This is a genomic window from Pseudomonas sp. TE3911, assembly GCF_054062775.1.
On the sequence record NZ_JBSSFP010000001.1, the window covers coordinates 3,833,628 to 3,847,170 of the forward strand.

General features: G+C 60.4%; 16 protein-coding genes. 8 read left to right on the plus strand and 8 right to left on the minus strand.

What is annotated here, in order from left to right; genetic code table 11:
- The first annotated feature begins 43 nt into the window (after positions 1-43).
- Together ACVWXD_RS17305 and ACVWXD_RS17310 are read left to right on the plus strand one after the other, a co-directional pair.
- The gene (locus tag ACVWXD_RS17305; protein ID WP_003210690.1) at positions 44-889 is read left to right on the plus strand and encodes an AAA family ATPase; all 846 of its coding nucleotides are present in this window, start codon (positions 44-46) and stop codon (positions 887-889) included.
- Complete coding sequence (locus ACVWXD_RS17310; RefSeq protein ID WP_095184104.1) at positions 889-2,067, plus strand: vWA domain-containing protein; 1,179 nt, start codon at positions 889-891, stop codon at positions 2,065-2,067. Before ACVWXD_RS17305 ends, ACVWXD_RS17310 begins: the two co-directional genes overlap by 1 nt.
- Before the next feature lie 149 nt (positions 2,068-2,216).
- Here ACVWXD_RS17310 and ACVWXD_RS17315 read toward each other — a convergent pair whose 3' ends face one another.
- From ACVWXD_RS17315 to ACVWXD_RS17325, 3 genes are read right to left on the minus strand one after another with little or no spacing between them, the layout of a single operon-like run.
- Positions 2,217-3,125: a 5-oxoprolinase subunit C family protein gene (locus tag ACVWXD_RS17315; protein ID WP_095184103.1), complete on the minus strand. Its 909-nt coding sequence runs from the start codon at positions 3,123-3,125 to the stop codon at positions 2,217-2,219.
- Complete coding sequence (gene pxpB / locus ACVWXD_RS17320) at positions 3,122-3,826, minus strand: 5-oxoprolinase subunit PxpB (RefSeq protein ID WP_457371211.1); 705 nt, start codon at positions 3,824-3,826, stop codon at positions 3,122-3,124. Before pxpB ends, ACVWXD_RS17315 begins: the two co-directional genes overlap by 4 nt.
- On the minus strand, positions 3,823-4,563 hold the full coding sequence (locus tag ACVWXD_RS17325; RefSeq protein WP_122752645.1) for a 5-oxoprolinase subunit PxpA: 741 nt from the start codon (positions 4,561-4,563) through the stop codon (positions 3,823-3,825). The genes pxpB and ACVWXD_RS17325 overlap by 4 nt, the downstream gene beginning before the upstream one ends.
- A 177-nt stretch (positions 4,564-4,740) precedes the next feature.
- Between ACVWXD_RS17325 and ACVWXD_RS17330 the strand changes: the two genes are divergently transcribed.
- A complete protein-coding gene (locus ACVWXD_RS17330; RefSeq protein WP_122752644.1) occupies positions 4,741-5,655 on the plus strand; it encodes a LysR family transcriptional regulator in 915 nt (304 codons plus the stop codon).
- A 123-nt stretch (positions 5,656-5,778) separates the two neighbouring features.
- On the opposite strand, the gene ACVWXD_RS17335 is transcribed toward ACVWXD_RS17330, so the two are convergent.
- The 3 genes from ACVWXD_RS17335 to ACVWXD_RS17345 are packed head-to-tail and all read right to left on the minus strand — an operon-like array spanning position 5,779 to position 7,664.
- Entirely contained in the window at positions 5,779-6,321 is a 543-nt protein-coding gene (locus tag ACVWXD_RS17335; protein ID WP_032888750.1) for a DUF2937 family protein, read from the minus strand.
- A gap of 11 nt (positions 6,322-6,332) precedes the next feature.
- Complete coding sequence (locus tag ACVWXD_RS17340; protein WP_024074057.1) at positions 6,333-7,109, minus strand: class II glutamine amidotransferase; 777 nt, start codon at positions 7,107-7,109, stop codon at positions 6,333-6,335.
- A 21-nt stretch (positions 7,110-7,130) separates the two neighbouring features.
- On the minus strand, positions 7,131-7,664 hold the full coding sequence (locus ACVWXD_RS17345; protein WP_032888746.1) for a hypothetical protein: 534 nt from the start codon (positions 7,662-7,664) through the stop codon (positions 7,131-7,133).
- A 24-nt stretch (positions 7,665-7,688) separates the two neighbouring features.
- Between ACVWXD_RS17345 and ACVWXD_RS17350 the strand changes: the two genes are divergently transcribed.
- Entirely contained in the window at positions 7,689-9,731 is a 2,043-nt protein-coding gene (locus ACVWXD_RS17350; protein WP_457371212.1) for a S9 family peptidase, read from the plus strand.
- Positions 9,732-9,798: 67 nt separating this feature from the next.
- Positions 9,799-10,272, plus strand: a complete 474-nt coding sequence (locus tag ACVWXD_RS17355; RefSeq protein ID WP_032888741.1) for a cyclic nucleotide-binding domain-containing protein — start codon at positions 9,799-9,801, stop codon at positions 10,270-10,272.
- Here the strand turns inward: ACVWXD_RS17355 and ACVWXD_RS17360 are convergent.
- On the minus strand, positions 10,269-10,547 hold the full coding sequence (locus ACVWXD_RS17360) for a hypothetical protein (protein WP_032888738.1): 279 nt from the start codon (positions 10,545-10,547) through the stop codon (positions 10,269-10,271). The two genes, ACVWXD_RS17355 and ACVWXD_RS17360, sit on opposite strands and share 4 nt — an antisense overlap.
- Before the next feature lie 78 nt (positions 10,548-10,625).
- On the opposite strand from ACVWXD_RS17360, the gene ACVWXD_RS17365 reads away from it, so the two are divergent.
- A complete protein-coding gene (locus tag ACVWXD_RS17365) occupies positions 10,626-11,312 on the plus strand; it encodes a spermidine synthase (protein WP_181643983.1) in 687 nt (228 codons plus the stop codon).
- A gap of 131 nt (positions 11,313-11,443) precedes the next feature.
- Here the strand turns inward: ACVWXD_RS17365 and ACVWXD_RS17370 are convergent, their stop codons facing one another.
- On the minus strand, positions 11,444-12,364 hold the full coding sequence (locus tag ACVWXD_RS17370) for a ParB/Srx family N-terminal domain-containing protein (protein ID WP_457371213.1): 921 nt from the start codon (positions 12,362-12,364) through the stop codon (positions 11,444-11,446).
- A 101-nt stretch (positions 12,365-12,465) separates the two neighbouring features.
- Between ACVWXD_RS17370 and ACVWXD_RS17375 the strand changes: the two genes are divergently transcribed.
- The gene (locus tag ACVWXD_RS17375; RefSeq protein WP_003210675.1) at positions 12,466-12,840 is read left to right on the plus strand and encodes a YajD family HNH nuclease; all 375 of its coding nucleotides are present in this window, start codon (positions 12,466-12,468) and stop codon (positions 12,838-12,840) included.
- A gap of 168 nt (positions 12,841-13,008) precedes the next feature.
- Positions 13,009-13,476 carry an RNA methyltransferase gene (locus ACVWXD_RS17380; protein WP_181643984.1) on the plus strand — a complete coding sequence of 156 codons (468 nt, stop codon included), beginning with the start codon at positions 13,009-13,011 and terminating at the stop codon, positions 13,474-13,476.
- The last annotated feature ends 67 nt before the right edge of the window (positions 13,477-13,543 follow it).

Here is a 13,543-nt window from a genome sequence, read left to right on the forward strand (position 1 = left end):
TGCGCGGTATAGTCCCGGCATTGATGAATGCGAGGAAACACCGATGAAGTTCGAAGGCACCCAGGCCTATGTGGCTACCGATGACCTGAAACTGGCCGTCAACGCCGCCATCACCCTGGAGCGGCCGTTGCTGGTCAAGGGCGAACCGGGCACCGGCAAGACCATGCTCGCCGAGCAACTGGCCGAATCCTTCGGCGCCAAGCTGATCACCTGGCACATCAAATCCACCACCAAGGCCCATCAGGGCTTGTACGAGTACGACGCGGTCAGCCGCCTGCGTGACTCGCAGTTGGGCGTGGACAAGGTGCACGACGTGCGCAACTACCTGAAAAAAGGCAAGTTGTGGGAAGCGTTCGAATCCGAAGAACGGGTGATCCTGCTGATCGATGAAATCGACAAGGCCGACATCGAGTTCCCCAACGACCTGCTGCAAGAACTCGACAAGATGGAGTTCTACGTCTACGAAATCGACGAGACCATCAAGGCCAAGAAACGCCCGATCATCATCATTACCTCCAACAACGAAAAAGAGCTGCCGGATGCCTTCCTGCGCCGCTGCTTCTTTCACTACATTGCCTTCCCCGACCGCACCACCCTGCAAAAGATCGTGGATGTGCACTACCCCGACATCAAGAAGGACCTGGTCAGCGAAGCGTTGGACGTGTTCTTCGACGTGCGCAAAGTACCGGGCCTGAAGAAAAAGCCATCCACCTCCGAACTGGTGGACTGGCTCAAGCTGCTGATGGCCGACAATATCGGCGAAGCGGTGCTGCGCGAGCGCGATCCGACCAAAGCCATCCCGCCGCTGGCCGGTGCCTTGGTCAAGAATGAGCAAGACGTGCAACTGCTGGAGCGTCTGGCGTTCATGAGCCGTCGCGGTAATCGCTAATGTTGCTCAACCTGTTCAACGAGATGCGCGCCGCCAAGGTGCCGGTGTCCGTGCGCGAGCTGCTCGACCTGATCAACGCGCTCAAGCAGCGCGTGACCTTCGCCGACATGGACGAGTTCTACTACTTGGCCCGGGCGATCCTGGTCAAGGACGAGCGGCATTTCGACAAGTTCGACCGCGCGTTTGGTGCCTATTTCAACGGCCTGGAAAAGCTCGACGACCATTTGCAGGCGCTGATCCCCGAAGACTGGCTGCGCAAGGAATTCGAGCGTTCGCTGAGCGATGAAGAACGCGCGCAGATCCAATCCCTTGGTGGCCTCGACAAGCTGATCGAGGAATTCAAAAAGCGCCTGGAAGAACAGAAAGAACGCCATGCCGGCGGCAACAAATGGATCGGCACCGGCGGCACCAGCCCGTTCGGCTCCGGCGGCTACAACCCCGAAGGCATTCGCGTCGGCGACGCCGGCAAGCGCCAGGGGAAGGCGGTGAAGGTCTGGGACCAGCGCGAGTACAAAAACCTCGACGACCAGGTTGAGCTGGGCACGCGCAATATCAAGATCGCCCTGCGCCGCCTGCGCAAGTTCGCGCGCCAGGGTGCGGCCGAAGAGCTGGACATCGACGGCACCATCGACCACACCGCCCGCGACGCCGGTTTGCTGAATATCCAGATGCGCCCGGAACGGCGCAACACCATCAAGTTGTTGCTGCTGTTCGATATAGGCGGCTCGATGGACGCCCACGTGAAGATCTGCGAAGAGCTGTTCTCGGCCTGCAAGACCGAGTTCAAGCACTTGGAATATTTCTACTTCCATAACTTCGTGTACGAGTCGGTGTGGAAGAACAACCAGCGCCGCACCTCGGAGCGCACTTCCACTCAAGACCTGCTGCACAAGTACGGCGCCGACTACAAAGTGATCTTTATCGGCGATGCGTCGATGGCGCCGTATGAAATCACCCAGGCTGGCGGCAGCGTGGAGCACTGGAACGAAGAGCCGGGGTATGTGTGGATGCAGCGCTTCATGGCCAAGTACAAAAAGCTGATCTGGATAAACCCGTATCCCAAGGATACGTGGGGTTACACCGCGTCAACGGGGATTGTGCGGGAGTTGGTGGAGGATCAGATGTATCCGCTGACATTGCGCGGGCTGGAAGAAGGGATGCGCTTCCTCTCCAAATAAACGCCGACCCAAATAATGCAGGAGATCTCATGTGGGAGGGGCGGTGCGACGATTCGACTTGCTCCCGATAGCCGTGTTTCAGTCAACACATCAGTGACTGAACCATCGTCATCGGGAGCAAGCCCCCTCTCACATTTTAAATTGCGGTGTTATGTAAATCGGCGCAAATACTCGACATGCTGCCGATGCGCCGTTTCCTGGACCACCGGTACCAACCTCACCTTTTCTCCCGGTAAACACTGCGCCAGCCGCGCCAGCGACAAAGGCGTCAACGCCCCCAGACGCGGATAACCGCCAATGGTCTGCCGATCATTGAGCAACACAATCGGCTGCCCATCCGGCGGCACCTGGATGCCACCCAACGGGATACCTTCGGAAATCAGCGACGGCCCTTGGTACCGCAACGGCGTACCGAGCAAGCGCATGCCCATGCGGTCGGCGCGACTGTCCAGGGCCCAATCGGTATTGAAGGCATCGAACAGGCTCTGGCCGCTGAACTGGCCGATTTGTGCACCGACGATCACATCCAGCGGCGCCTTGGCGGGCAACGCCTGTGCACTCAGCACTTTCATCGCGCCGCCCGTCCCGGAATAGGCCAACCGCCCGCCCTCGGCCAACGCTTTGCCGAATCCGTCCGGCCCGCCCAGTGCTTCACGCACCACCGTCGCACAACTGCCCAGCACATCCGGCGCATCAAACCCGCCGGGTGCCGCCAGGTACGCCCGCGCACCGTTGAACGGCTGGGTAAAGCGCAAACGCTGGCCTTTTTGCAGGATAAAACTGCGTCCCGGACTGATAGGGCGTTCATCGACATACGCGCCCAGGTCCGCACCGGCCAAGGCCAGCAGGCAATACTCCTCGGCCTGCACGGTAAAGCCGCCGAGGGTGATTTCCACCACCGGTGCGTCCAGCGCATTGCCCAGCAGCCAATTGGCCCACGACATCGACACCCAATCCAGCGCGCCGCCCTGGGTCACGCCCAGGTGGCGTACGCCAAAACGACCGGCGTCCTGCAACAGGCACAGCGGCGTGCTGGCCTCGATGATCAAGCGGCTCATGCCTGCGCCTCCAAAGGCGTGTCATCGCCACCCAGGTTGATAAATTCGGCACGACTGACCACTTCGAAGCGCACCGTGTCGCCAGGTTGCATGAGGCTGTAGCCGTCTCGCGCGCGGTCGAACAGTTTGGCGGAGGTGCGACCGATCAGGTTCCAGCCACCCGGAGAAACCACCGGGTAAGCAGCCGTTTGGCGCTCGGCGATCCCCACACTGCCAGCCGCCACGCGTTTGCGCGGTGTGCTGAGGCGTGGGCTGGCGAGGACTTCGTCCACCAACCCCATAAAGGCAAAACCGGGGGCAAAGCCAAGGGCGAAGACCTGATATTCGTGGGTGCTGTGGAGACGGATCACGTCGTCGACGGCCAGGCCACTGCGCTGGCTGAGTAAAGTCAGCTCCGGGCCGACGCTCAGGTCGTACCACACCGGCAGCACATGGCATTGACCGCTTCCCTGTGCCTGCGGCTGCAAGTCGGTGAGGGCGTGGTCGATCAGCTCTCGGGCCTGGGCAGGGCTCAGCGCGATGAGGTCGTAATGCACCATCAAGGTGGTGTAGGACGGCACCAGATCCACCAATGCAGCGCCGAACCCTTCTCGCAAGCGTTGCGCTGCGGCGAGCATCCACGGCATGTTGGCTTCTGCAATCGCATCGAACAGACGCACCATCAGGCAGTCGATGGCCACCACTTCAATCCGCGGCTTCATGCTGGCTTCAACGCCTCGCGGATACGCTGCACGGCAGCAATTGAACTGGCGTTGTCGCCATGCACGCACAGGGTATTGGCGTTTAGTACGAGGGCGCTGCCGTCGCTGGCCGTCAACGGTTCGCCACGAGAAATAGTCAGGGCTTGCTGGATGATCGTGTCGGCGTCGTGGTGCACAGCGCCGGGTAACTGGCGGGAAACCAAGTGGCCGTTATTGTCGTAGGCGCGGTCGGCGAAGGCTTCAAACCACAGGGTCACGCCATACTCATCGCCCAATGCCTGGGCTGCGCTGTTATCGCGAGTGGCCAGCAACATCAGCGGCAAGTCACCATAAGCGGCCACCGCCCCGATGACCGCACGCAGTTGTTTCGGGTTGGCCATCATGTCGTTGTACATCGCGCCATGGGGTTTGACGTAGCTGACGCGACCGCCTTGGGCACGGCAAATGCCATCGAGGGCGCCGATCTGGTAGTGCAGCAGATCCTGGATTTCCTGAGGGGTATAGGCCATGGAACGGCGGCCGAAGCCTTGCAAATCCTGGTATGCCGGGTGCGCCCCCACCTGCACGCCATGCTTGAGCGCCAAGCTAACAGTTTTGCGCATGATGCTCGGATCGCCGGCATGAAAGCCGCAGGCCACGTTGGCGCAATCAATGAACGGCATGACCTCGGCGTCCAGACCCATGGTCCAGTTACCAAAGCTTTCGCCGATATCGCAATTCAGTAAAAGACGGCTCACGGTCTGGCGCTCCTGTAGGACTTATTTTTTTGCAGTGTGGGATTTTTAACGCAGAACGTGCAACCTGTCCTGACACCCCCACGACGCTCATCGTGGAATACGCTCGATTTTTGGCGCTTGCCCGGTACGGCGTCCAACTAATAAAAACCGATCCATGCATAAGAAAAAGTTGATCCCATGAATTTGAAGTTCCTCGAAACCTTCGTCTGGGTGGCCAAGCTCAAGAGCTTTCGCCTGACTGCCGAGAAGCTGTTCACCACCCAGGCCTCGATCTCCAGCCGCATCGCCGTGCTGGAAAGCGAGCTGGGGGTGAAACTGTTTTTGCGTGATTCTCGAGGCGTAAGCCTGACCCCGGAAGGCTTGAAGGTGCTCGATTATGCCGAGCAGATGATGGTGACCATGCGGGGCCTGAAGCAGTCTCTGGAGACCACCAGCAGCAAGGTCGGGCGCATTCGGATCGGCGCGATGGACACGGTGATTCACACTTGGCTGAGCCCGTTGGTGGCGGAACTGATGGACCATTTCCCCTTGGTCGAAATCGAATTGGTCGCTGATACCGCGCTTAACCTCAGCGATCAGCTGCAAAAAGGCTTCCTTGACCTGATCCTGCAAACCGACCTGCTGCGCCTGGAAACCGTGCGCAGCCTGGAACTGTGCAGCCATCCCATGGCCTGGATCGTCGCCAGCCAATCGATCTATAACCGCGACTACGCCTCCCTCGCCGAACTGGCTCAGGAGCGGATCATCACCTACTCGAAAAACTCGCACCCACATCAGGATGTGCTGAGCCTGATGCAGGCCAACGGCGTGGCCGCGCCAAGGATGAACTGTGTGAATTCGGTGTCGGCGATTACGCGGTTGTTGCGCGATGGATTCGGCATTGGCGCACTGCCGCCGGTGTTGGTCAGCGAGGAACTGACGCGCGGGGAATTGGTAATGTTATCGATGGCGCAGAAACTGCCTAACCTGCAGGTGGTGGTGTCGTGGCGTGTGGGGGTGGAGTTGGTGGAGGAGATTGTCGGGCTGTGCCAGAAGGTCGTTGCCCGCTATGCCGAGGAAGTTGGCGAAGAGCGGATGGTGCTGGCCCCCTGACGAAACCCGGTTAAAAATGTGGGAGGGGGCTTGCTCCCGATAGCGGTGGGTCAGTACCTGAAGTATTGACTGACCTACCGCTATCGGGAGCAAGCCCCCTACCACATTTGACCGAGTTGGGCGTTAGAGACCTTTCAGGTCCCGCTCTTCAATCGGCCGGCTCTGGCGCAGGCGCTTGCCGCCCAACACGACCCAGTCGATCAGGCGGAACAGGCATTCCAATCCAAACGACAGCAGCATCGCCCCGCCCAATCCCCAACCCATGGCTTCTGGGGTCAGGAGGATCTGATAGCTGTAACCGTTCCAGGTTTCCTGGCGGATATCCGGGTCGGCGGCCACCGCCACTTGCAACGCGCGGATGTACCACGGGCCTTGCATGGCCTGGAATTGCTTGTCCAACGCAACTTGGCGATCAAGCATGGCGCCCAGGCTGTTGGCGTCGCTCTGGAAAACCGGGTCGTCACTGGCGCGGTAATGCGCGACCAACGCCTTCAAATCACCGTTGAAGAACTGCCGCGCGGTGGTTTCAAACCCGCTCAGCCCCGTCTGGGCCTCTATCAAGTGGGCTTCGACGCGCTTGGCGTAATCGTTGATAAATCCCGGCACTTGCACGCCGACCAACAGGCCAATGGCAAACAGCACCAACCGCAGATAGCTGAGCAACATGGTCGATATCCTTACTCAGTAATGCCCTGGCTGACGCATTCACCGCGTCGCCACAGGCTCCATTGGCCCGGTTCGTAACGGGTCCAGTTTTCGTTGTCGGTCAACGGCTCGGTGGCGATTACCGTCACTACATCATTGGGTGTGGTCTCGGCCTGAAAATCGACGATCACGTCGACATCTTTCAAGCGCGCCGGACCGAACGGGGCACGCCGGGTGATCTGCGCCAATTTGGTCGAGCAGTAGCAAAACAACCAGTCGCCATCGCTGAGCAGGCAGTTGAACACGCCTTTGCTGCGGTATTCGGCACAGGCGGCGATCAGGTCCGGCAGCATCTGTTCGATGTCCACCGGCTCGGGGAAGGCTTCGCGCACGCGGTTGAGCAAGTCGCAAAAGGCCGCTTCGCTGTCGGTATCGCCGACCGGGCGGTAGAAGGTGGCGCGGGGGTTGAAGTCCGCCAGTTGGCCGTTATGGGCGAAACACCAGTTGCGGCCCCACAGTTCGCGCACGAACGGGTGGGTATTGGCCAAGCTCACCTTGCCCACGTTGGCCTGGCGGATATGGCCGATCACCACTTCGCTCTTGATGGGATAACGCTGCACCAGCAGCGCGACTTCCGATTCACTGCTGGCGGCCGGGTCCTGGAACAGACGCAGACCACGGCCTTCGTAGAAAGCGATGCCCCAACCGTCGCGGTGGGGGCCGGTGCGCCCACCGCGCTGCATCAGCCCGGTAAAGCTGAACACGATATCGGTGGGGACGTTGGCACTCATGCCCAATAATTCACACATGCCAGGGCTCTCGCTGCAACGTTAAAGGCGCGGTTCGACCCGCATGCCACTGACAGGCGCCGGACGGCGGAATGGCTCGTCGTCTTCTTCCGCCGGCTCAGCGGCCAGGGCTGCATCGGTGGCAGCCTGGCGCTCACGACGCGCATTGGCGGCGCGCTCGATGGGCCAGCGGATCAACACAATCACCAGGTACACGCCAAAGGCGATCATGGTGTACATGAACAAATCGGAAATAGCCCGCCAGGCGTTATTGCCGACCTTGAGCACCAGGTCCAGGGCGGTAATTGCCACGGCCGGCGCGAACTGAGTCTTGACCGGGTCTACGATGGTCGGGCTGAACAGCAACACGGCCATCAGCAATTGCAGCGGCTCGCGCAACCAGCGCCACATCCAGCGCGTCATGCGCCACCACACCAACAGGCAGCCCAAAGCGGCGAAGGCGTAAAGGCCCCAAGCGGTCAGATAGTCGTTCTCGGTCATGGTGTCCATGGCAAGGTAGGCAAACAGGCGGCTATGATAACGGCTTTTGCGTGTCGCGGCTGCAAAGCCTGCCACCGTCCGCCAGATAGAGAATAATCCATGCCTGTATCGACGCCCCCGATTGCCCGAAAGGCCCCTGGCCAAGACCCTTACGCCTGGCTGCAAGAACGCGACAGCGCTGAAGTACTCGATTACCTCAAGGCCGAAAACGCCTGGCAGGAAGCCCAGCTCGCCGATCAGGCAGCCTTGCGCGAAAGCCTGTTTGAAGAGATCAAGGGCCGCATTCTCGAAACCGACCTGTCCCTGCCCTCGCCGTGGGGCCCGTACCTCTATTACACCCGCACCACCGCCGGTGACGAGTACGCCCGTCACTACCGCTGCCGCCGTCCGGCCGATGACAGCAACGTGGTGGACGACAGCAGCGAAGAGCTGTTGCTGGACCCGAACGAACTGGCCAACGGTGGCTTTTTCTCCCTCGGCGCATTCAGCATCAGCCCCGACCACAATCGCCTGGCCTACAGCCTGGACACCACCGGCGAAGAGATCTACACCCTGTTCGTGAAGGAATTGGCAACCGGCAAGGTCAGCGAGCTGGAGTTCCAGGACTGCGACGGCAGCATGACTTGGGCCAACGACAGCCTGACCCTGTTCTTCGGCGAACTGGACGAAACGCACCGCCCCCACAAACTCTATCGCTATCGCCTGGACGGCACGGCGGCGCAGGAAGTATTCCATGAGCCCGACGGGCGTTTCTTCCTGCATTGCTACCGTTCCAGCTCCGAACGCCAGTTGCTGGTGGCCCTGGGCAGCAAGACCACTAGCGAAGTCTGGGCCCTGGACGCCAACCAACCGCAGCAGGATTTCACCTGCCTGGCGCCACGGCTCGACGATCACGAATACGATGTCGACCACGGCCAACTGAATGGCGCCTGGACTTGGTTCATCCGTAGCAACCGTGATGGCATCAACTACGCCCTGTTTGTCGCAACCGACATTGGCGACGTGCCGACCGAGGATGAGTGGCAGAACCTGATCCCCCACAGCGATGAGGTGATGCTCGACGGCGTCAGCCTGAACACCAGCGCCATGACCTTAAGCCTGCGCATCGGCGGCCTGCCGGTGATCGAAGTGCACCCCGAGGGCCTGCCTGCCTATCGCGTGGAATTACCTGACGCCGCCTACAGCCTCTACGTACAGAACAGCCTGGAATTCGTCAGCGACAAGATCCGCCTGCGCTACGAAGCCCTCAACCGTCCGGCCCAGGTGCGTCAGTTGGAGCTGGCCAGCGGTACGCAGCAGGTGCTGAAGGAAACCCCGGTACTCGGCGTGTTCAATGCCGATGACTATGTCAGCCAGCGCCTGTGGGCCACCTCCGCCGATGGTACCCAGGTGCCGATCAGCCTGGTGGTCAAGCGCGACCAACTCGGCAAAACCACACCGCTGTACCTTTACGGCTACGGCGCCTACGGTTCGAGCTTAGACCCATGGTTCTCCCACGCACGCCTGAGCCTGCTTGATCGCGGCGTGGCGTTTGCCATCGCGCATGTGCGTGGCGGCGGCGAACTGGGTGAAGCCTGGTACCGCAATGGCAAGCAGGAACACAAGCAGAACACCTTCAGCGACTTTATCGCCTGCGCCGAACACCTGATCGCTCAAGGCCTGACCACCTCCAAGCAGCTGGCCATCAGCGGCGGCAGTGCCGGTGGCCTGTTGATCGGTGCGGTGCTCAACCAGCGTCCGGCGCTGTTCCACGCGGCGATTGCCGAAGTGCCGTTCGTTGATGTGCTCAACACCATGCTCGACCCGGAGCTGCCGTTGACCATCACCGAGTACGACGAATGGGGCAACCCCGAGGAGCCCGAGGTGTACGAGCGCATCAAGGCCTACGCGCCGTACGAAAACGTCCAGGCCCAGGCCTACCCGCACATGCTGGTGATCGCCGGCTACAACGACAGCCGCGTGCAGTATTGGGAAGCGGCCAAGTGGGTGGCCAAGCTGCGTGACACCAAGACCGACGACAACCTGCTGTTGCTCAAGACCGAACTGGGTGCCGGCCATGGTGGGATGAGCGGTCGTTACCAAGGATTACGTGACGTAGCGCTCGAATATGCATTTGTGTTCAAGGCGCTGGGGTTGATTTAGGAACTTAGCGCGGCGGGCCTGTCTGAACACAGGACCGCCTACTGATTGATGGACCAAGATTGCAGCCATGGCACTACCGACGCTAATGAATACCGAAATCCGCGACATGCTCATGGACTGCGGCCTGTTCGACCCTTTGTTGCCGGAAGATTTTCACGTCGCCGCCGGCTACTTCAATATCAGCAGCATTGCCCAGGACGAAGCGATCTTCCTCGAAGGCGATGCCGGCACCTTCATGTGCATCATCCACAGCGGCCAGGTGGCGGTGCAGAAAACCAATCACGACGGCCAGCGCCTGACCATCGCCACTCTGCGCAGCGGCCGGGCTTTCGGTGAGATGGCAGTACTCGATGGCGAGCGTCGCTCCGCCAGTTGCGTGGCTGCCAGTGATTGCGTGCTGTTGAACCTGGGCAAGGACTCCCTGGAAAAGATGCTCAACGAAACCCCGCGAGTGGCCGCGAAGATCATCCGCGCGATTGCGATAGCCCTGTCCAAGCGCCTGCGCATGGCTGATGGGCAGTTACTGTCGCAACAGTTTTAACCGCCGGGGGTCTTTGGTTTGCTGTCGTTCTGCTGCAGGCCGGGCACCGTCTGATCCTTCGGTGGCGTCGGTAACACGATGGGCGCCAAGGGCGGCGAGCCGTTGGTCTTGGGCAGCGCTGGCGGGCTGACTTGGGGATACAGCGTCGGCGTCGGCGTGCCCGGTGCACCGGGGGTTGGCGCGGGCGCGACCGGTACGGTTTGCAACTCCTGAGCCTGCGCCGCACCCAATGCGAGCGCGCTCAACACAATGACCGTTAGAATGCTGCACTTCATCGATGGCTCCATGGCCTGACCGGAATGTCGTAAGGCTACTCCCAACCGCGCAAGAATGCCCTTCCCAATGAGATTTCCATGAAACGTTTCGTTCTGCTGGACACCACCCCGATCCCCGACAACGGCGGTGCCTTGTGCCTGTTCGAATACGGCGAGGATTTTGTCATCAAGATCCAGGGTGGTGACGGCGGCCAATTGATGAACACGCGCATGCACGGCTCCGAAGATGCGCTGGCAGAAATTCCCTGCCGCAAAGTTGCCGGTCGTCATGATTCACGGGTGCTGATTGGTGGTTTGGGCATGGGCTTTACCCTGGCCTCGGCCCTCAAGCATTTGGGCAAGACTGCCGAAGTGGTTGTCGCCGAACTGGTGCCGGGCGTCGTGGAATGGAACCGTGGGCCGCTGGGGGAAAAATCCGGGCGCCCACTGCTGGACCCGCGCACCGTGATCCGCATGGAAGACGTGGCCAAGGTGCTGCAAGCCGAGCCCCAAGGCTTTGACGCGATCATGCTCGACGTCGACAACGGCCCCGAAGGCCTCACGCAAAAGGCCAACAGCTGGCTCTACTCTGCCGGTGGCCTGGCCGCCTGCGCCAAGGCCTTGCGGCCCAAGGGCGTGCTGGCGGTGTGGTCAGCGAGTGCCGACAAACTGTTCAGCGACAAACTGCGCAAGGCCGGTTTCAAGGCCGAGGAAGTGCAGGTATTTGCCCATGGCAACAAGGGCACCCGACACACCATCTGGATTGCGGAGAAGCTCAAGGGCTGAGCACCATTAACCAAACCACTGGAGATCCAATGTGGCAGGGGGCTTGCCCCTGATAGCGGTGGTTCAGTCAAAACATTTGGTGACTGACACTACGCTATCGGGGCAAGCCTCCTCCCACATTTTGATCCCTGTCAGTTGTGGGATTTGCGGTAGTCGATCACGTACGGGACTTTTTTGTCGAAGGTCTTCTGCAGCTCATCGCGATCCAGTTGGGTCATCCCACCCAGTTGCTGGGCGGTAAAACCGCTGCCTCCCACCGGTGATCCCGGCGCCAGGCTGACCATGCGCTTGGCGACTGCTTCGATCGCATCCTTGTAGCCGCCTTTTTTGTCCAGGTTGTACTGGCCCAGATCAATCTGCGTGCGCAGCCAGTTACCCCAATAGAACTCCAGGAATTCCGGGGCGATCTCGCCGCCATCCGGCTTGCCATAGGCGGCCTTGCGGGTGAAATACACCAGGCTGCGGAAGGTGTCGTCCTGCAGATTCTTGAAGCCCAGGTGAGCAGGCAGTTGCGTAGGCGGCAGGGTCTGGCCCCGATTGTCCTTGAGCCAGACCTTGCGCGCCGCTTCCATACGCTGCCAGAAGGTGGCGAGGTCTGGGCTGTTGCTGAAATCGTCAGTCACCTTGACCCACATTTTCAACTGAGGGCCGGCACCCGGCGTTTGCCAAAGGGTGGTGAAACTGTGGTGACCGTCGGTCAGGTACAACTGGCCACCAGGGCCGACCACCACGGTTTTCATGTCTTCGGGATGAGTGCCGACCGGGTCTTTGCACGTGAAGCTGGAAGGCGCAAGCAGGCTGGCGTTCTTGGGCACCTTGTCGGCCTCGCCCTGGCCGTTGGTTTCGCAGTATTCATCGAAGGCCTTGGTGGGTTTGTCGGCGAACAGCCCGAGGCTGTAGTAGATCTGGTCGAAACCCACCACGGCCTGGGTCGGGTGCAACTGTTCAAGGGTGACCTCAATCAACTGCCCGGGCTTGGGCGTCGAAAACGCTTGGGCTTGAGCCGCCAGCGCGCAGAAAAGCAGTGCAATTGTCCATGTGTACCAACGCATAGGTTTCAGATCCTTGTGAAATGAATGAACCGATACTACAAACGCCCGCCGACGGCTAGAATCAACGTTATCCGTGACCCACAAAATAGCCAGGAGCCATGATGAGCTCGACCAACCCGCCCTCCCACACCGCCAAGCTGGACCGCATCCTCGCCGATGCCCAGCGTGACCGGGAAATGGGCTACCGCGACAAAGCCCTCAAGATGTACCCCCACGTATGCGGCCGCTGCGCCCGTGAATTCGCCGGCAAGCGCCTGAGCGAACTCACCGTACACCACCGCAACCACAATCATGATGACAACCCTCAGGACGGCTCCAACTGGGAGTTGTTGTGCCTGTACTGCCACGACAACGAACACTCGCGCTACACCGATCAGCAGTACTTCGGCGAAGGCTCCACCAGCAGCCCGACGATTGCCAAGGCCACGCATAACCCGTTTGCGGCGCTGGCGGGGTTGATGAAGAAAGACGACTGAAGAGTGTTGTCGCCTGTCCTGGCCTCATCGGGAGCAAGCCCCCTCCCACATTTGAAAGTGTTCACAACTCAAAATGTGGGAGGGGGCTTGCTCCCGATAGCGTTAGCCCAAGCAATACATCACCTTCAAGCCGTATAATCGCCGCTTTTCTCCAAGGCACCCTTCCCCGTGGGCAATAAACGCTACAGCTGCATCGGTCTGTATAACCCCAAATCCCCCGAAAACGTCGGCTCGGTCATGCGTGCCGCCGGTTGCTACGGCGTGGCCTCGGTGTTCTACACCGGCGTGCGTTACGAGCGCGCCCGGGACTTCATCACCGACACCAAGAAGGTCCATCACGATATTCCGCTGATCGGCATCGATGACCTGAGAAAAATCCTGCCCCTGGGCTGTATCCCCGTCGCCGTGGAACTGGTGGATGGCGCCCGCCCCCTGCCTGAGTACACCCACCCCGACCGCGCGCTGTATATCTTCGGCCCGGAAGACGGCTCGCTGGATAAGGAGATCCGGGACTGGTGCGAAGACGTGGTCTACATCCCGACCACCGGCTGCATGAACCTGGCTGCCACGGTCAACGTGGTGCTCTATGACCGCCTGGCCAAGGGCAACAACACCCGTTCGGGCCCCAAGTATTGATTTTTTGGGAACATCCGACGCCCGCCAGCAGTCAGCTACTTACACTTGCCCTTGTTGGAGACAGATC